This window comes from Bacillus sp. sid0103 (assembly GCF_019219025.1).
In genome coordinates, this window is the sequence record NZ_JAHUWN010000053.1 from 1 (window position 1) to 16,893 (window position 16,893).

Below are 16,893 nucleotides of genomic sequence, written 5' to 3' on the forward strand. Positions count from 1 at the left end.
ACCCGTTCCCATACCGAACACGGAAGTTAAGCTTCTCAGCGCCGATGGTAGTTGGGACACGCGTCCCTGTGAGAGTAGGACGTTGCCAGGCACATTAAAGACAACCCGAGAGGGTTGTCTTTTTGTTTGGAAGAGAAAATGTTTATGAAAATGTTACTGAAAGACAGTATCTATGATCCAAACTAGAAAAAATGTCTATCGTGGAGGTACCGATAGACATAATCGATAAGAAAGCTGAAAAAATGTCTATCGTAATGCTACTGAATAACAACCCACACAACTACTGGCGGATAGGCGTGCTTTACTGGCGGATAGGCGCACTATACTGGCGAATAGGCGTACTTTACTGGCGATAGCCGCACTTTACTGGCGGATAGCCGCACTTTACTCTCGGATAGCTCCGTTTTACTAGCGATAGTTGCACTTTACTCGCGATAGCTGCACTTTACTAGCGATAGTCCTATCAAAAGAGGATGTCCAAAAGCAAAGCTTTCCTGACAACCTCATTTTTGTATTAATAGATCACTTCATCAAATACTGATATACCAAAAATGGCCCTTTTTGCATGGTGACATCAAGAAACGAACAAATAAAGGGATAATCCCGGTTTGGCATCATCTTTGTAAGTTCGCTCCACCACTCTGTTTCATAGCGGGCAATCATGCTTAAATTGTATAGCAACAAATAATGAATCAGCAGCTCTGGGAAATTAAAATAGTTGTCTTTATTTAAGGGCAGCGCATAATAATTTTCCCCTAAATGAAACTTCAATGGTGAGCTTCCAAAAGAAGAAGCCGAGTCCACCCGAAAAGACAGTCCCTCCTCAGAAAACTCCACGCCCTTTTCAAACTTGGAAGCCAAAAATTCCTTAAAGCGATTTTCTGTCATGTGAAAATGATCTAGTATTCTTTCAGGTACAATTAACTGTTGGTTATCGGCTTGGACTTTCAGAAATGTCCTCTTTCCCTCAAGTAAAAAGAATAATTCATCTAATTCTGGTATAAGCTTAAGTAATTCCTCCATAATGACTTTCTCCCCTTCCAACTGTTTCATGTGAAACAATTTTTCAGAGATGAAGGGGAAAAGTCCATTTTTTTGGAATTTAACTTCATCTTGAAAGAAATGATAATTCTGTTTCTTCCTTTTTCTAGTAGAAACACCATGAGCCAACACAGCCGTTGTTTCGGGATAAGCAGGATCTGTTGTTAATATACATGCCTTAATTAAATGGACAAGACCATAAAAAAGCAAAATTGGTTTTATAATAAGTGGAGAACTACTTGCTTGTTGGTAATATATTTGTCCGTGTTCAAGATAATATAAAAATGCATAGCAGTTTTCATAGCTTTTTTGCTCTGGATTCTCGATATTGCGTTTTTGATAACAATTTCTCAAAAATTGCTGGCAGTATTCTGCCGAAAAGAAACAAGAGTAGCTTTTCCAATCTTTATATTGAATACCCAAGACTACATCACCTTTTTCAGAAGAATCAGACTAATATTTATTCCTTGACAGTATTTTATCCAATTGATAACCTACAAATAATATTTTTTTCTGGGGGCCATAAAAATGTGGGAAAGTAAATTTGCAAAAGAAGGTTTAACGTTTGATGATGTGTTATTAATTCCTGGTAAATCTGAAGTATTGCCAAGAGATGTAAAACTGCAAGTGGAACTATCGCCAAGTGTAAAACTTAATATTCCCATCATAAGTGCTGGGATGGACACCGTCACAGAATCAGAAATGGCTATATCGATGGCTCGTCAAGGCGGCTTCGGGATTATTCATAAGAATATGACCATTGAGCAGCAAGCAGAGCAAGTGGAAAAGGTAAAGAGATCTGAAAGCGGGGTTATTACCGATCCGTTTTTCCTGACTCCAGAACATCAAGTGTATGATGCGGAGCATCTTATGGGGAAATATCGTATTTCCGGAGTACCGATTGTCAATAACCTGGAGGAACAAAAGCTTATAGGGATTATCACCAATAGGGATCTTCGTTTTATCCAAGATTATTCATTTAAAATTTCCGACGTTATGACCAAGGAGAATCTTGTTACAGCCCCAGTCGGAACTACTTTAAAAGAAGCAGAGAAAATTCTGCAGCGGTACAAAATAGAAAAACTACCACTTGTTAACGAGCAGGGTGTGTTAAAAGGATTAATCACGATTAAAGATATTGAAAAGGTGATTGAATTTCCAAACTCTGCAAAGGACAGCCAAGGACGTTTATTAGCTGGTGCTGCTGTTGGTGTAACAAGCGATACCATGAAACGTGTAGATGCACTTGTGAAAGCAAATGTCGACGTAATTGTACTTGATACAGCCCACGGACATTCAAAAGGCGTCATCGATATGGTAACAGAAATTAGAGCAACTTATCCTAACCTAACCATCATTGCTGGTAACGTGGCAACAGCAGAAGCAACCAAAGCGCTAATTGAGGCAGGAGCAGATGTTGTAAAAGTTGGAATTGGGCCAGGTTCTATTTGTACAACCAGGGTCGTAGCAGGAGTAGGTGTTCCACAAATTACAGCCGTATATGACTGTGCAGGAGAAGCAATGAAACACGGTAAGACGATTATTGCCGATGGAGGCATCAAATACTCTGGCGATATCGTTAAAGCCCTGGCAGCTGGCGGACATGCTGTTATGCTAGGCAGTTTGTTAGCAGGGGTAACCGAGAGCCCAGGGGAAACGGAAATTTTCCAAGGTCGCCGCTTTAAGGTGTATCGTGGTATGGGTTCTGTGGCAGCAATGGAAAAAGGTTCAAAAGACCGTTATTTCCAAGAAGATAATAAAAAGTTCGTTCCAGAAGGTATCGAAGGTCGAATCCCATATAAAGGGCCGTTAGCAGAGACCATTTATCAACTCATCGGCGGAATCAGATCCGGTATGGGTTATTGCGGTACTAAAGATCTAGAGGAATTAAGAACAAAAGCTCAATTTATTAAAATGACAGGTGCGGGGTTAAAAGAGAGTCATCCACATGATGTTCAAATTACGAAAGAGGCTCCTAACTACTCCCTATAGTGTTAAAACAGAGAAGCGCTGACTTCTCTGTTTTTTTGTGAACCCGTGCTTCAACTCCTAGGCGTTTTTTGTTATGTAAATAGGCCTACAAAAGTTAGAGGAACTTTCAAATTTAGCCATAAGATGGTTCATAGCTCCGTCTATGATTTGCTATTGACTTATGTTAAAATAACCAAGGTGTATAAATTCATGGAGGGCGTTAAAGTGAACAAACATTTTTATCAGAAATGTATAGCAAGTGCGCTGGCACTTATTTTGTTTTTTGGACTATTTGCTGGTGTTGATATAGCGAAGGCAGACGCAGCGTTAAATGTGAATGCAGACGGAGCTATTTTAGTTGATGGACAAACAGGAAAGGTTTTATATGCAAAGAATGCTGACAGTCCATTAGGAATTGCCAGTATGACAAAGATGATGACGGAATATCTTTTACTTGATGCAGTGAAACACGGAAAGGTCAAATGGGATCAAGAATATACGGTAAGTGACCTTGTTTATAAGATCTCACAGCCAACGGGTTTATCGAATGTCCCTTTACGCCTTGGTGAAAAATATAATGTTCGAGAATTATATGAAGCTATGGCTATTTATTCTGCTAATGGGACAACCATTGCACTTGCTGAAGTCATTGGCGGTTCGGAAACGAATTTTGTGAAGATGATGAATGACAAAGCAAAAAAACTAGGATTAAAAAATAGTAAATTTGTGAACTCAACTGGTTTGAATAATAAAGATTATAATGGGCTCCAACCAGAAGGAACGGGTGCTGAGGAAGAAAATGTTATGTCTCCTCGCGACGTGGCGACGTTAGCATTTCATCTCATTAATGATTATCCAGATGTTTTAAAAACAGCCAGCACGCCTAAAAAGGTATTTCGTGAAGGTACAGATGACCGAATTGTAATGCAAAACTGGAACTGGATGCTGCCAACGTTAGTTTATGGCTATGAAGGTATGGACGGGCTTAAAACAGGTACAACTGATTTTGCAGGTTACTGTTTTACCGGAACAGCGAGCAGAGATGGAAAACGATTTATAACGGTTGTCCAAAATGCGAAGGATGTTAGCGGGAAAGACGATGGTTATAAAGCACGCTTTGGTGAAACCAAAAAAATGCTGGATTATGCCTTTACTAATTTTACAAAAGAAGAACTTGTTCCGAAACATTACCAAGTAAAGGGGCAAAAAACAGTTCCCGTTACGAAGGGAAAAGAAGATCAAGTTAAAATCTATACAAAATCTGCGATTAACATGATGATTCCAAATGGCGGCAAAGCTAATTATAAACCAGTACTAGTCCTTGATAAATCCAAGTTGAATAAAGAAGGCAATCTAACGGCGCCAATTAAAAAGGGTGAAAAAGTTGGTTATTTAACCGTTGCATCCAAAAATGGTGAAAAGGTTAACTTCTTAACAGCTGAGGGTCAACAATCCGTCAAGGTTGATGTGGTTGCTGCAAAAGATGTAGAAAAATCAAACTGGTTTGTGTTAATGATGAGAGGCATCGGTAACTTCTTTGGCGATGTCTGGCATGGGATTTCCACCACTGTTAAGGGTTGGTTTTAATTAATCTAAACACTAGGTATGTATAGGTGGAAATAATAGGATATTGACAAAAAGGATTCTTGTCTTGACAGGAATCCTTTTTTGTTGCTTTAATGTCTTTATGGGGTTAAAAATAATTCCGACTAATTTAATAGAGATTTCCACTATCATAAGAAGATTATTCTTAATATTAAAAAGATTCATTAGGGGGATTTAATCATGAAAACAGGTACGGATCTCGTAAAACGTGGTATGGCTGAAATGCAAAAGGGCGGCGTCATCATGGACGTTGTCAACGCTGAGCAAGCTAGAATTGCTGAAGAAGCAGGTGCAGTAGCAGTAATGGCTTTAGAACGTGTGCCTTCAGATATTCGTGCAGCTGGCGGTGTGGCAAGAATGGCAGACCCTAGAATCATTGAAGAAGTTATGGGTGCTGTGACAATCCCTGTAATGGCTAAAGGAAGAATCGGTCATATTGTTGAAGCACGTGTGCTTGAAGCAATGGGTGTAGACTATATCGATGAGAGTGAAGTATTAACTCCTGCTGATGAGGAATTCCATTTATATAAAAGAGACTTTACAGTTCCGTTTGTGTGCGGCTGTCGTGACCTTGGTGAAGCTGCCCGCAGGATCGGTGAAGGAGCTTCTATGCTTCGTACAAAAGGTGAGCCAGGGACTGGTAATATCGTAGAAGCAGTTCGTCATATTCGCAAAGTAAATGCACAAGTTCGTAAAGTAGTTGGGATGAATGAGGACGAGCTAATGACTGAAGCGAAACTATTAGGTGCACCATTTGAAATTCTACTTGAAATTAAGCGCCTTGGCCGACTTCCAGTTGTTAACTTTGCAGCTGGCGGTGTGGCAACACCTGCTGATGCAGCATTAATGATGCAATTAGGTTCGGACGGCGTATTCGTAGGCTCAGGGATCTTTAAATCAGAAAACCCTGCTAAATTTGCAAGAGCGATTGTAGAAGCAACAACTCATTACCAAGACTATAAATTGATTGCTGAACTTTCAAAGGATCTTGGAACACCAATGAAAGGGATCGAAATTTCCTCACTAGCACCTGAAGCACGCATGCAGGAGCGTGGATGGTAATTTGAAAGGCGAAAGGCGCCTGTTTATCGGCGATAAGTATAAGACGAGCCGGCATGATGGTTGCCTTTTAACCTTCTTGACGGATTGGCTGTAGACCATCGCGCAGATGGAGCCTAGAGCTAGACAGTCATCGAAGTTCAAAACGCTAAAAGGGGTATTTTTATGATTAAAATAGGTGTACTTGCACTACAAGGAGCCGTCCGTGAACATATCCGCTCGGTAGAAGCTTGCGGTGTTGAAGCGGTTGCCATCAAACAAAAAGAACAACTAGAAGAAATCGATGGCCTCATTCTCCCTGGTGGAGAAAGTACGGCAATGCGTCGTTTAATCGACAAATATGATTTTATGGATGCACTTAAGCAATTTGCTAAAGAAGGGAAACCTATGTTCGGTACATGTGCAGGTCTCATTCTTTTGGCAAAGAATCTTGTGGGATATGATGAGTCACACATCGGTGTCATGGACATTAAGGTGGAACGTAACTCATTTGGACGACAAGTAGACAGCTTTGAGGCAGACCTTGCGATTAAAGATGTAGCTGAAAACTTCCCAGCGGTCTTCATCCGTGCGCCGCACATCGTTGAAGCAGGCGAAAATGTTGAAATCCTGTGCAAGCATAATGACCGCATCGTCGCAGCACGTGAAGGTCAATTTCTTGGCTGTTCATTCCATCCAGAATTAACAGAGAACCATGACCTTACCGCCTACTTCGTCGAAATGGTGAAGGAAGCTAAACAGAAACAATTAGTATAATCTGGTTGCTTTTAGCTGATAATTATAGTAAATTAAGAAATACAAAATCATAAATAATGATCAAAGCAATGAGAGGAACTAGTAACAAGAGACTCATTCTACAAGAGAGCCGGTGGATGGTGTGAACCGGTGGATGAAACTTGTGAATCCCTCCTCGAGCAAGGTGCGGAACATCTCATAAGAGGTCAGTATGTACTTTCGGTAGAAAACCGTTAACGTTTTTTCGAGGTGGACAGTATTTTTCTGTCAACCAGGGTGGTATCGCGAGCAACTCTCGTCCCTGTTTTAGGGGCGGGAGTTTTTTTATTTTTAGGCTGTGTTAAAGGTGAATGTTGAGTTGCATATTATGTTGATTGGAGTGGAAGGCACGAGGCTCCTGCGGGAAAATCGGGATCCGGGAGACCCCGCAGGCGCTGAATGCCTGGAGCGGAAATCAACAGGCCTGTTTACAGAGTCTTACTTTTAATGTGAATGCCCCCATACAGCGTACCATCTAAAAATTTAATAAAAAGGAGTGCCAGTAGGATGCTAGATATTAAAGTATTACGAGCCAATTTTGTAGAAGTGAAGGAAAAGCTTCAAAACCGAGGGGAAGATTTATCTGCTCTCGATCAATTTGAAGAGCTGGACCAAAGAAGACGTGAATTGATCGTTGAAACAGAAAAATTAAAAAGCCGCCGCAATGAGGTATCTCAGCAGGTTGCAGCATTAAAGCGCGAAAAGCAGGATGCCGACCATTTAATCAAAGAAATGCGTGAGGTCGGTGACCAGATCAAAACAATTGATGATGAGTTACGAGTGGTCGAAGAATCACTAGAGCTTTTGATGTTGAGCATTCCGAATATCCCGCATGAAAGTGTTCCAGTTGGCGAGACTGAGGATGATAATATTGAAATTAGACAATGGGGCAAGGTGCGCGAGTTTGAATTTGAAGCAAAGCCGCATTGGGATATTGCCGATCAGCTGGGAGTCCTTGATTTTGAACGCGCAGGGAAGGTAACTGGAAGCCGCTTTGTCTTTTATAAAGGGCTAGGGGCACGTTTAGAACGTGCGTTAATGAGCTTTATGTTAGACCTTCATGTTGATGAGCATGGGTATACAGAAATATTGCCGCCATACTTAGTCAACCGGGCAAGCATGACGGGAACAGGCCAGCTCCCTAAGTTTGAAGAGGATGCCTTTTTAATTGAAAATGAAGATTACTTCTTGATTCCGACAGCAGAAGTTCCTGTCACCAATCTACACCGCGATGAAATTTTAAGTGCGGAAGCCCTGCCAATCCGCTTTGCTGCATACAGTGCATGTTTCCGCTCTGAGGCCGGCTCTGCGGGCCGCGATACACGCGGTTTGATCCGTCAGCATCAATTCAATAAGGTGGAACTTGTGAAGTTTGTGAAGCCTGAGGATTCTTATGAAGAGTTAGAGAATCTGACAAATGACGCAGAACGGGTCTTACAACTACTTGAACTGCCATACCGTGTGTTAAGCATGTGTACGGGTGACCTTGGATTCACAGCTGCGAAAAAGTATGATATTGAAGTGTGGATTCCAAGCTACGGAACGTATCGAGAAATCTCTTCTTGCAGTAACTTTGAGGCGTTCCAGGCACGACGGGCTAACATTCGGTTCCGCCGCGAACCAAAGGCTAAACCAGAGCATGTTCATACTTTGAATGGTTCAGGCCTTGCGATTGGCCGCACGGTCGCTGCGATCTTGGAAAATTACCAACAAGCCGATGGCAGTGTCGTGATTCCTACCGTTTTACGTCCATATATGGGCAACCGTGAGGTCATTGCACCTATGTAATATAAAAAAACTGGGCAGATAAAAATTTGTCCAGTTTTTTTATTTAGTATGTTGACATAGTAAAATGAATGTGATAAATTAGATTCTGTTGATACGGAGGAATACCCAAGTTTGGCTGAAGGGATCGGTCTTGAAAACCGACAGGCGGGTCATACCGCGCGGGGGTTCGAATCCCTCTTCCTCCTCCATTACATTTATAATCGCGCATAAAAACTGGAGATAAAGGTTCGTTACATATTATGTAACGAATTTTTTTTTATTTTCAGGAGAATTTTATATTGGCCACTGAATCCAGTTCCAGCGCCTAGGGGTAATAAGCCCCTGAACAAGACGCATCCGTTTATTAATTAGACTATGTTAAAGCTTATTGTTGATTTTGGCACCCTGTTGATTGGAGCGCAGCGACGAGGAGGCTCCCCGGACCGCCCGCGCCTGGAGCGGAAATGAACAGGCAAGTTTAACAAAGCCTAATTAAAAAAACACATATTGGATTATCCAATATGTGCTGCTCTCATATTTAGGATTTCTTTTAACTTTTCTTCCACCGCAAGGCAAACTTGTTTGGCATCTTCTGCGCTTTTTACGACGTCTGTCGTATCCATATCAATTACTAATACCTCGCTTGCTGCGTATTGATTCATAACCCATTCATCATAACCCTTCCATACTTCGAAGTAATATTCTTTCAGTTCAGGGTTAATTTCGAAGCTTCGGCCGCGTGCCATAATCCGATCGATAACTGTATCAAACGATCCTTTTAAGTAAACCATTAAATCTGGTGCTTTTCTTGGAAGTTCATTTAGTTCTTCCAGCATATTTTCAACTAGGTCCTCATATATTTTAAATTCCAAATCTGATATTCTGCCTAACGATTTATTTACATAAGCAAAATACCAATCTTCATAAATGGAACGATCTTGAATGGTATAAACAGGCTCTTTCCAATTGACACATTCCTTCACGGTCTTAAAGCGTTTATTTAAAAAGAATAATTGAAGCAAGAATGGAATTCTTTTTGCATCTAATTCTTCAGGTGTCAGTTCATAATAGAGCGGAAGAATGGGATTATCATCCACCGATTCATAAAAAACCTTGCTCTCAATTCCTCTATTTTGAAAGTGTGCATTCAATGTGTCTGCCACACTTGTTTTTCCTAGACCAATCATACCACCAATAACGATACTCACTAACATCCCCCTGTTCTATAATGTTTTAGTCCAGCTGCTTTTTTTTAATGCTAATGATAATTGTTCAAAAATATGGTTTAAATCTTGTTCATTTTTAACGAAATCCAATTCATCCCCGCTAAAACGAAGAACTGGTACTTCTGGATGTTCTTTTTCAAAGATCGTCATTGTTTCTTCATAGTCAAGCGATAACTGCTCTAAATATAAGGGGCTGATATTCTTTTCAACTTCACGCCCTCTTATTTTGATTCGTTTTAGAAGTGTATCTAAGCTGGCATTTAAATAAATAATGACATTAGGTTTCGGCATATCTTCGGTAAGAATTTGATAAATTTTATCATATTTTTGATACTCGTCTGTATTTAAGGATCGCTTAGCAAAAATCAAATTTTTGAAGATATGATAATCCGCTACAACTGACTTTTTTTGACTTAAAAAATGGGTATTGATATCCCCTAATTGCTTAAAGCGATTGCAGAGGAAGAACATTTCCGTTTGAAAACTCCACTCCTCAATATTTTCATAGAATTTCCCTAGGAATGGGTTTTCATCAACAATCTCTTTAAGTAATGCAAATTCAAATTGCGCTGAAATGGCTTTTGCGAGAGATGTTTTTCCTACACCAATCGGGCCTTCAACGGTAATAAAGGGTGTATCCCCCATTGCAAGTCCTCCTTCTCCAACTGCCTTCAATCTATGTTTCACCAGAGAGTCTGGGTGAATAGTCGCTAAAAAACATGCAAGATTTATTTTATCATAATCTCACTCAGGAAGGGATAAGGAATATTTAGAAGAAATATGCTTTATGTCAAATATATGAAAAAACTGCCGAATTACGGCAGTTTTTGTAGAAATAAAAATAGTTACGTCTCACGTTTTGTAACGTTAAAATTATCGACGATTAGCAGCCAGTTTTGCGGGAAGGCAAGACCGAGTTTCCAATAACTCATGCCCCTAAGATTTAACTCTTTTATTAAGTCAAATTTTGCCTGGATCGAGCGGGCATCCTCAAACCAAACTTCATGCTGTTTCCCTGCTTCAGAATATCTAAAAAATGGTGCCTGTGCCTTTGTGTCATATTGAATCGGAACATTGTGGCTTGCGGCGAGCTGTATGGCCTGCTGTGGACTCACGGCCTTGGCGACGGACCCTTGCACGAATGGAAGTGTCCAATCATAGCCATAGAGGTTTTGCCCCATCATTATCTTATTTGCGGGAATTTCGGTAACGGCATATTCCAACACTCTTCTCACTTGATCGATCGGAGACACGGCCATCGCTGGGCCGCCGCTATAGCCCCACTCATAGGTCATAATGACCACAAAGTCTGAGATCTCCCCATGTGCTTTATAGTCATGACCCTCATACCATTTCCCTTTTTGTGTGGCACTTGTCTTTGGGGCAAGGGCGGTTGACATGAGCCAGCCTTGACGGGAGAATCGTTGTTTTGCCTTTCGTAAAAAGCGATTATAAGCCTCACGGTCAGCAGGCCGCAAAAACTCAAAGTCAAAGTGAATATCACGAAATCCATACTTATTAGCAGTGGCGACAATGTTATTTAAAAATTTATCTTGAATGGCGGTATCATTTAATAAAATTCGTCCGAGTTCATCATTGAACTGATCATTCTCTTGATTATTAATAACCATCATTAAGACGTTGCGGTTGGCTTTAGCGATGGCAGGAAAATTATTAAGTAATGGTGCCTTTAACGTACCGTCACGGCGGGCCTGAAAGCTGAATGGGGCTAAATAGGTTAGATAGGGTGCGGCCTCACGTGCACTAGATTCTAAGACTGGGGCTACGGTAGTGCCGCGCGGTTCAACGTACGCGTTAAATTCAGCGTTCCTTTTTCTGCCTTGGGGAATATAAAGACGAAAACCGGCATTAAGCGGCTGATTAGGGTTAATCCGGTTGACGGTGGCAAGTTCCTGGTAGGGAACGCCAAACTTCCTAGCAATGGTGAATAAAGAATCCCCTGGCTGCACGAAGTAAAAGTGACCGATAATTGGAATCACAAGCGACTGTCCAATCACAAGATTATTTGGATTCGGTAAATCGTTTGCCTCTACTATATCCTGAAAGGTTGTATGATACGTTCTTGCAATTGTAGTCAAAGATTCATTCGCTTTTATCACATGGATTTGCATTCGTATCCCTCCCAACAAACATACGCTACAACTATGTTATGAGATGGGATGAGGATACATGATATAATGTTGGTAATTTTCATGTGTACTAGGGTCGATCTTTGCTTTTAAAACATTAGCCATCATCGTTAACGCATACTGATTATCACCATCATCGGCTGAGGCAATACAATCGTTCGGAACGAAAAGTTCATATTCACGCATATAAGCATCATTAGCGGTAAATAGTACGCAAATATTACCGGCAATACCGGTGAGAATCAGGGTATTGACTTTTAGTTGGTGGAGTAGGGTGTTAAGCACTGTTCCAAAAAAAGCCGAATGCTTCGGCTTGATTAAAAACAAATCCTTCTTACCGGGAAGCAGTTGATCAAAAATCGGCTGGCTGTATTCATTTCTGCAGAGGTCGATAATTTTTTGTAAGTCTGCCTGCCATAACCTATAATGGTCATTAATAAAAAAGACGGGTAAATGATTTTTATTAAATTGGTTCTTTAAATTTTTAATCGGTCCAGCAATACGGTACGCCTTTTTGGTAAGAATGGGACCATGGGAAAAATTAAAATTGTTGATCCTATCGATTATGATAAGAGCGGGGCGGATTTGGTTCATTGGCCTCTCTCCTTCACCTCCTATTTTGCAGTGAGGGAGTCGTTTTTATCCCGTTGCCCGAGAATGTAAAGGGGAAATGTCATGACAATTGAGCAGTTGCAAGATGAACATTTTATGAAGGAAGCAATAAAAGAAGCGAAAAAAGCAGAACAATTGAATGAGGTGCCGATTGGTGCAGTGATTGTCATAGATGGGAAGATTGTCGCCCGGGCCCACAATTTACGGGAAAGCGAGCAAAATGCCGTGGCACACGCCGAGCTTTTAGCCATTGATCAGGCCTGCAAGGAAAGAGGCTCGTGGCGTCTGGAAGAGTCAACCTTATATGTCACGTTAGAGCCTTGTCCGATGTGTGCAGGGGCGATTATTCTGTCGCGAGTAAATAGGGTAGTGTATGGTGCAGCTGACCCTAAGGGAGGCTGTGTAGGGACACTGATGAATCTATTGGAGGATGACCGTTTCAACCACCAAAGCGACGTTACACGCGGCGTATTAGAAGAAGAGTGCGGGCAAATGCTCTCGGACTTTTTTCGGAAAATACGGGAGCGGAAAAAGCAGGCAAAAAAAATGAAACTAAACAATCTTACAGAAATTTACAGTGAATAAGGATTGCTTTTTTACGAGAATATTTGTATACTAAAAAAGCGTTATAGTTAACGCACAAAACTTTGGTATCAACTTTGCCGTGCTAGGTGGGGAGGTAGCGGTGCCCTGTACCCGCAATCCGCTCTAGCGGGACTGAATCCCTTCCCGAGGCTAACGACCTGTAGGGTCTGCCTTAAGTAAGTGGTGTTGACGCCCTGGTCCTGCGCAATGGGAATCCATGAACCATGTCAGGTCCGGAAGGAAGCAGCATTAAGTGGACGCTCCCATGTGCCGCAGGGTTGCCTGGGCCGAGCTAACTGCTTAAGTAACGCTTATGGGCGTTAGTCGACGGAAGGTGCACGGCAGTTATATTACATAAATTAACTCATCTCAGACTTGGGATGAGTTTTTTTGTACATTAAATAGATTCATTTTGTAAAAAGCAAAATGGTTAAGGTATAATAAGAAAAGCGGAAACGCCTGTTTTGCGAAGGACACTTGCAGCCGGGCGTTAGAGCCAGACAACCATAAAGATGAAAAAAATTTGAAGGGGGCGATGTCCATTGGCATATCAAGCTTTATATCGTGTTTGGCGGCCTCAAACATTTCTCGATGTAGTAGGACAAGAACATGTAACCAAGACATTGCAAAACGCCCTGCTTCAACAAAAAATATCACATGCGTATCTTTTTTCAGGACCTAGAGGAACAGGGAAAACAAGTGCGGCTAAAATATTAGCAAAGGCGATCAATTGTGAGCGTTCACCTGTTTCAGAACCTTGCAATGAATGTGCGGCCTGCCGGGGCATAACCGATGGAACGATCTCAGATGTGTTAGAATTTGACGCGGCCTCGAACTCACGTGTAGAAGAAATGCGCGATGTGCTCGATAAAGTTAGATTTGCACCTACATCTGTTAACTACAAAGTCTATATCATTGATGAAGTGCATATGCTATCCATTAGCGCTTTTAATGCCTTGCTAAAAACATTAGAGGAACCGCCGAAGCATGTCATCTTTATATTAGCTACAACAGAACCTCATAAAATCCCCTTAACAATTATTTCACGATGTCAACGTTTTGATTTTAGACGGATTACAGCTGGAGCCATCGTCAAACGGATGAAGTTAATTGTGGAGGAGTCTGGGATTGATTGTGATGAGCGCGCCCTTCAATTGATAGCCCGGGCAGCAGATGGCGGGATGCGGGATGCGCTAAGTTTGTTGGATCAGGCGATATCGTATAGCCAGGACCATGTTGCGGTTGAAGATGCATTAACTGTTACAGGTTCGGTGTCACAGGGTTTTTTAAATAAACTTGCTTTGGCGTTCCGAGAAAAGGATGTGGCAAGCGGCCTGGAGGCATTGGAGGAGCTTTTATTTCATGGAAAAGATCCGATGCGTTTTATTGAGGACTTAATCTTATTTTATCGTGATATGCTGCTTTATAAAACAGCGCCAAACCTGGAAGAATCTCTCGAAAGAGTGCTGCTTGATGACGATTTTCGAAACATGGCTGAAACGATTTCAACGGATCAGATTTATCAACTGATTGATCTCTTGAATAAAACGCAACAAGAAATGCGCTGGACAAATCATCCAAGGATTTTTCTTGAAGTGGCCATCGTTAAGCTATGTCAAATGGAAGAGAAGCAAACCGCACAGGCACAACCAGCCCAAATTGACCAGTTATTAACAAGAATTGGTCAATTGGAGATGGAACTCGAGCACTTAAAGGCGAATGGTGTTACGGCTTCCGCACAAGAGGCAGCGCCACAATCGCAAAAGCCAGCCCAAAGGTCGGCCAAAAAGGCGTTTCAGCCGGCAGTTGGAAAAATTAATGAAGTGTTAAAGCAGGCAACAAAGGGCGATTTGAATCTGATTAAATCTAATTGGGCTGAATTGCGGGCAAGTCTGTTAAAATCTCAAGCTGCACTGTTAAACGATGCGGAGCCGATTGCGGCATCAGCGACTGCTTTTATCATAAAATTTAAGCATGAGATGATATGTCAAATGGCGATGAATCGAACAGATTTTCTTGATGCAGTTAGTGGCGCATTATATAAATTAACGGGCAAAAGATTCGTACTCCTGGGCGTGCCTGAAGATCAATGGCTGCCAATTCGCGAGAGCTTTTTGAATAGTCATGATGGTGCTGAAGGGGAAACCAGCGAAGCACCAAAGGAAGAAGAACCACATATTGCCGAAGCGAAAAAATTATTTGGCGAAGAGTTTGTGGAAATTATTGATTAATAACTAACTAATTAATTGGAGGTTGATGGTAATGATGCGCGGTGGCGGAATGGGTAATATGCAAAATATGATGAAACAAATGCAAAAGATGCAAAAGAAAATGGCAGAGGCACAAGAAGAATTAGGTGAAAAGAAAATTGAAGGTACAGCTGGCGGCGGTATGGTTACTGTAGTAGTAACAGGTCATCGCGAAGTTGTTGATGTGATTATTAAACCTGAGGCTGTTGATCCTGATGATGTTGAAATGCTTCAAGACCTTGTTTTAGCTGCAACCAATGATGCCCTTAAAAAGGTAGAAGAGTTAACCAACAGTACAATGGGGCAATTTACAAAAGGAATGAACCTTCCTTTTTAGGAGTGGAATAGCAAAAGATGCATTATCCAGAACCAATTTCAAAGCTGATTGACAGCTTTATGAAGCTGCCAGGTATCGGCCCTAAAACGGCCGGACGTCTGGCTTTTTTTGTCTTAAGTATGAAAGAAGACACCGTGCTTGATTTTGCTAAAGCACTGGTCAATGCAAAGCGGAATTTAACGTATTGTTCTGTCTGCGGTCATATAACAGATCAAGACCCTTGTTACATTTGTGAAGACGTGCGTCGCGATAAGAGTATCATCTGTGTGGTCCAAGATCCTAAAGATGTCATTGCGATGGAAAAAATGAAGGAATTCAACGGATTGTATCATGTCCTCCATGGGGCGATTTCCCCTATGGATGGAATCGGACCTGAGGATATCAATATTCCGAACCTCTTAAAGCGTCTCCAAGATGAAAATATAATGGAAGTAATCTTGGCAACAAACCCTAATATAGAGGGTGAAGCAACAGCCATGTATATTTCCCGTTTATTACGGCCATCAGGAATTAAGACCACGAGAATTGCTCATGGACTTCCAGTGGGCGGGGATCTTGAATACGCAGATGAGGTGACCTTATCTAAAGCAATTGAAGGCCGAAGAGAATTTTAAAGACGCGGAGGAATCAATGATGTTTTTTCAGCGTAAAGGGCGTCTTCGTAAAGAGTATAATGAAAAGCTTTTACTGCAGCTGAGTCGATTTAAAGAACATTGGCAGCAAGAAAAGCTGCTTTTAGAAAAAAGTTTCGATCCTTCCGATGAAGTAATTTGCCAAACGAAAATAGCCGAGGCGAAATATATCTTTCTATTAAGAGAAGCAAAGCAGCGGAATGTGAATTTAATGAGATCATAAACAAGCTATCTCCTTTTTTAGGTCTATTCTTGACAACTTGTACATAAGTTGTAAACAAAGTGACTTAAGAAGGGGGATAGTTTTTTTGGAACCAATTATCGTAATATCAATTCTAGGCGGCATAGTAATTATCCTATTATTTACGGGAGCTCCCTTTAAGCCGGCGCGATTTGTTGGTCAGGCTGCGATTAAGTTAGTCATTGGAGCGCTATTTTTATTTTTCTTAAATGCAGCAGGCAACCGTTATGGCATTCATGTGCCGATTAATTTTGCCACCTCCGCAATCTCAGGCTTTTTAGGAATCCCTGGCCTGTGCGCTTTAGCAGCTATTCAACATTGGGTACTCTAGATCGTAAACCGCCGAAAAAAGGCGGTTTTTTCTTTTTGAAAAACAATTTATAAAAAAGTATTGACCAATGCTTTGATATGCTGTAATATATAAAAAGTCGTCACCGAGACGATGAAAAACAAATAAAAAAAGTTGTTGACTTCTGGTTGATAGCTTGGTATGATTACAAAGTCGCTTTTGAGCGATAGAGAAATTGTTCTTTGAAAACTAAACAAACAAAATCGTGCAAACAAACAATAAAATTTAGCTTCAATTAAGAAGCTAAGCCAACGTAACAAAATGAGCTAATCAACTTTCTTGGAGAGTTTGATCC

At 41.2% G+C, this 16,893-nt stretch carries 16 protein-coding genes, 1 tRNA gene, 1 rRNA gene, 1 other RNA gene and 1 other annotated feature; of the genes, 14 read left to right on the top strand and 5 right to left on the bottom strand.

Features of this window, described 5'->3' with window-relative positions:
• Nucleotides 1-91 (top strand): 5S ribosomal RNA (gene rrf / locus KW850_RS31235); the annotation flags it as partial.
• A 431-nt stretch (nt 92-522) separates the two neighbouring features.
• Here the strand turns inward: rrf and KW850_RS31240 are convergent.
• Nucleotides 523-1,464 (bottom strand): YaaC family protein, encoded by a 942-nt coding sequence (locus KW850_RS31240; protein WP_218351529.1) that lies wholly within the window; start codon nt 1,462-1,464, stop codon nt 523-525.
• Between the two features lie 105 nt (nt 1,465-1,569).
• Here KW850_RS31240 and guaB point away from each other — a divergent pair, with 105 nt between their 5' ends.
• The 6 genes from guaB to KW850_RS31270 all read left to right on the top strand — a co-directional run bounded on the left by guaB (nt 1,570) and on the right by KW850_RS31270 (nt 8,426).
• Nucleotides 1,570-3,033, top strand: a complete 1,464-nt coding sequence (guaB, locus tag KW850_RS31245) for an IMP dehydrogenase (protein WP_218351530.1) — start codon at nt 1,570-1,572, stop codon at nt 3,031-3,033.
• A 189-nt stretch (nt 3,034-3,222) separates the two neighbouring features.
• Nucleotides 3,223-4,599, top strand: coding sequence for a D-alanyl-D-alanine carboxypeptidase family protein (locus tag KW850_RS31250; RefSeq protein WP_218351531.1), 1,377 nt, complete (start codon nt 3,223-3,225; stop codon nt 4,597-4,599).
• 195 nt (nt 4,600-4,794) lie between these two features.
• Nucleotides 4,795-5,679 (top strand): pyridoxal 5'-phosphate synthase lyase subunit PdxS, encoded by an 885-nt coding sequence (gene pdxS, locus KW850_RS31255; RefSeq protein WP_218351540.1) that lies wholly within the window; start codon nt 4,795-4,797, stop codon nt 5,677-5,679.
• Between the two features lie 162 nt (nt 5,680-5,841).
• The gene (gene pdxT / locus KW850_RS31260) at nt 5,842-6,432 is read left to right on the top strand and encodes a pyridoxal 5'-phosphate synthase glutaminase subunit PdxT (protein WP_218351532.1); all 591 of its coding nucleotides are present in this window, start codon (nt 5,842-5,844) and stop codon (nt 6,430-6,432) included.
• A gap of 59 nt (nt 6,433-6,491) precedes the next feature.
• Nucleotides 6,492-6,717 (top strand) — a binding site (T-box leader).
• Nucleotides 6,718-6,957: 240 nt separating this feature from the next.
• Nucleotides 6,958-8,238, top strand: a complete 1,281-nt coding sequence (gene serS, locus KW850_RS31265; protein ID WP_218351533.1) for a serine--tRNA ligase — start codon at nt 6,958-6,960, stop codon at nt 8,236-8,238.
• A gap of 95 nt (nt 8,239-8,333) precedes the next feature.
• A tRNA-Ser gene (locus KW850_RS31270) sits at nt 8,334-8,426 on the top strand.
• A gap of 303 nt (nt 8,427-8,729) precedes the next feature.
• Here KW850_RS31270 and KW850_RS31275 read toward each other — a convergent pair.
• The 4 genes from KW850_RS31275 to KW850_RS31290 all read right to left on the bottom strand — a co-directional run bounded on the left by KW850_RS31275 (nt 8,730) and on the right by KW850_RS31290 (nt 12,187).
• A complete protein-coding gene (locus tag KW850_RS31275) occupies nt 8,730-9,425 on the bottom strand; it encodes a deoxynucleoside kinase (RefSeq protein ID WP_374226405.1) in 696 nt (231 codons plus the stop codon).
• Between the two features lie 15 nt (nt 9,426-9,440).
• Nucleotides 9,441-10,088, bottom strand: coding sequence for a deoxynucleoside kinase (locus KW850_RS31280; protein WP_218351541.1), 648 nt, complete (start codon nt 10,086-10,088; stop codon nt 9,441-9,443).
• Nucleotides 10,089-10,288: 200 nt separating this feature from the next.
• Nucleotides 10,289-11,575, bottom strand: coding sequence for a glycosyl hydrolase family 18 protein (locus tag KW850_RS31285; protein WP_218351535.1), 1,287 nt, complete (start codon nt 11,573-11,575; stop codon nt 10,289-10,291).
• Nucleotides 11,576-11,611: 36 nt separating this feature from the next.
• Nucleotides 11,612-12,187 (bottom strand): cysteine hydrolase family protein, encoded by a 576-nt coding sequence (locus KW850_RS31290; protein ID WP_218351536.1) that lies wholly within the window; start codon nt 12,185-12,187, stop codon nt 11,612-11,614.
• Nucleotides 12,188-12,274: 87 nt separating this feature from the next.
• On the opposite strand from KW850_RS31290, the gene tadA reads away from it, so the two are divergent.
• The 7 genes from tadA to KW850_RS31325 all read left to right on the top strand — a co-directional run bounded on the left by tadA (nt 12,275) and on the right by KW850_RS31325 (nt 16,580).
• Complete coding sequence (tadA, locus tag KW850_RS31295) at nt 12,275-12,790, top strand: tRNA adenosine(34) deaminase TadA (RefSeq protein WP_218351542.1); 516 nt, start codon at nt 12,275-12,277, stop codon at nt 12,788-12,790.
• Between the two features lie 77 nt (nt 12,791-12,867).
• Nucleotides 12,868-13,132: signal recognition particle sRNA large type (ffs, locus tag KW850_RS31300), an RNA gene on the top strand.
• 200 nt (nt 13,133-13,332) lie between these two features.
• Complete coding sequence (gene dnaX / locus KW850_RS31305; RefSeq protein ID WP_218351537.1) at nt 13,333-15,021, top strand: DNA polymerase III subunit gamma/tau; 1,689 nt, start codon at nt 13,333-13,335, stop codon at nt 15,019-15,021.
• A gap of 34 nt (nt 15,022-15,055) precedes the next feature.
• On the top strand, nt 15,056-15,376 hold the full coding sequence (locus KW850_RS31310; RefSeq protein ID WP_218351543.1) for a YbaB/EbfC family nucleoid-associated protein: 321 nt from the start codon (nt 15,056-15,058) through the stop codon (nt 15,374-15,376).
• Between the two features lie 17 nt (nt 15,377-15,393).
• Entirely contained in the window at nt 15,394-15,990 is a 597-nt protein-coding gene (gene recR, locus KW850_RS31315) for a recombination mediator RecR (RefSeq protein ID WP_218351538.1), read from the top strand.
• Nucleotides 15,991-16,009: 19 nt separating this feature from the next.
• On the top strand, nt 16,010-16,231 hold the full coding sequence (locus KW850_RS31320; protein ID WP_218351544.1) for a YaaL family protein: 222 nt from the start codon (nt 16,010-16,012) through the stop codon (nt 16,229-16,231).
• Between the two features lie 85 nt (nt 16,232-16,316).
• Nucleotides 16,317-16,580, top strand: a complete 264-nt coding sequence (locus tag KW850_RS31325; protein WP_218351539.1) for a pro-sigmaK processing inhibitor BofA family protein — start codon at nt 16,317-16,319, stop codon at nt 16,578-16,580.
• The last annotated feature ends 313 nt before the right edge of the window (nt 16,581-16,893 follow it).

Coding starts and splice junctions, on each gene's coding strand:
- guaB (WP_218351530.1), top strand. CDS start 1,570: ATGTGGGAAAGTAAATTTGCAAAAGAAGGTTTAACGTTTGATGATGTG.
- KW850_RS31250 (WP_218351531.1), top strand. CDS start 3,223: ATGGAGGGCGTTAAAGTGAACAAACATTTTTATCAGAAATGTATAGCA.
- pdxT (WP_218351532.1), top strand. CDS start 5,842: ATGATTAAAATAGGTGTACTTGCACTACAAGGAGCCGTCCGTGAACAT.
- serS (WP_218351533.1), top strand. CDS start 6,958: ATGCTAGATATTAAAGTATTACGAGCCAATTTTGTAGAAGTGAAGGAA.
- KW850_RS31280 (WP_218351541.1), bottom strand. CDS start 10,088: ATGGGGGATACACCCTTTATTACCGTTGAAGGCCCGATTGGTGTAGGA.
- KW850_RS31285 (WP_218351535.1), bottom strand. CDS start 11,575: ATGCAAATCCATGTGATAAAAGCGAATGAATCTTTGACTACAATTGCA.
- KW850_RS31290 (WP_218351536.1), bottom strand. CDS start 12,187: ATGAACCAAATCCGCCCCGCTCTTATCATAATCGATAGGATCAACAAT.
- KW850_RS31310 (WP_218351543.1), top strand. CDS start 15,056: ATGCGCGGTGGCGGAATGGGTAATATGCAAAATATGATGAAACAAATG.
- recR (WP_218351538.1), top strand. CDS start 15,394: ATGCATTATCCAGAACCAATTTCAAAGCTGATTGACAGCTTTATGAAG.
- KW850_RS31320 (WP_218351544.1), top strand. CDS start 16,010: ATGTTTTTTCAGCGTAAAGGGCGTCTTCGTAAAGAGTATAATGAAAAG.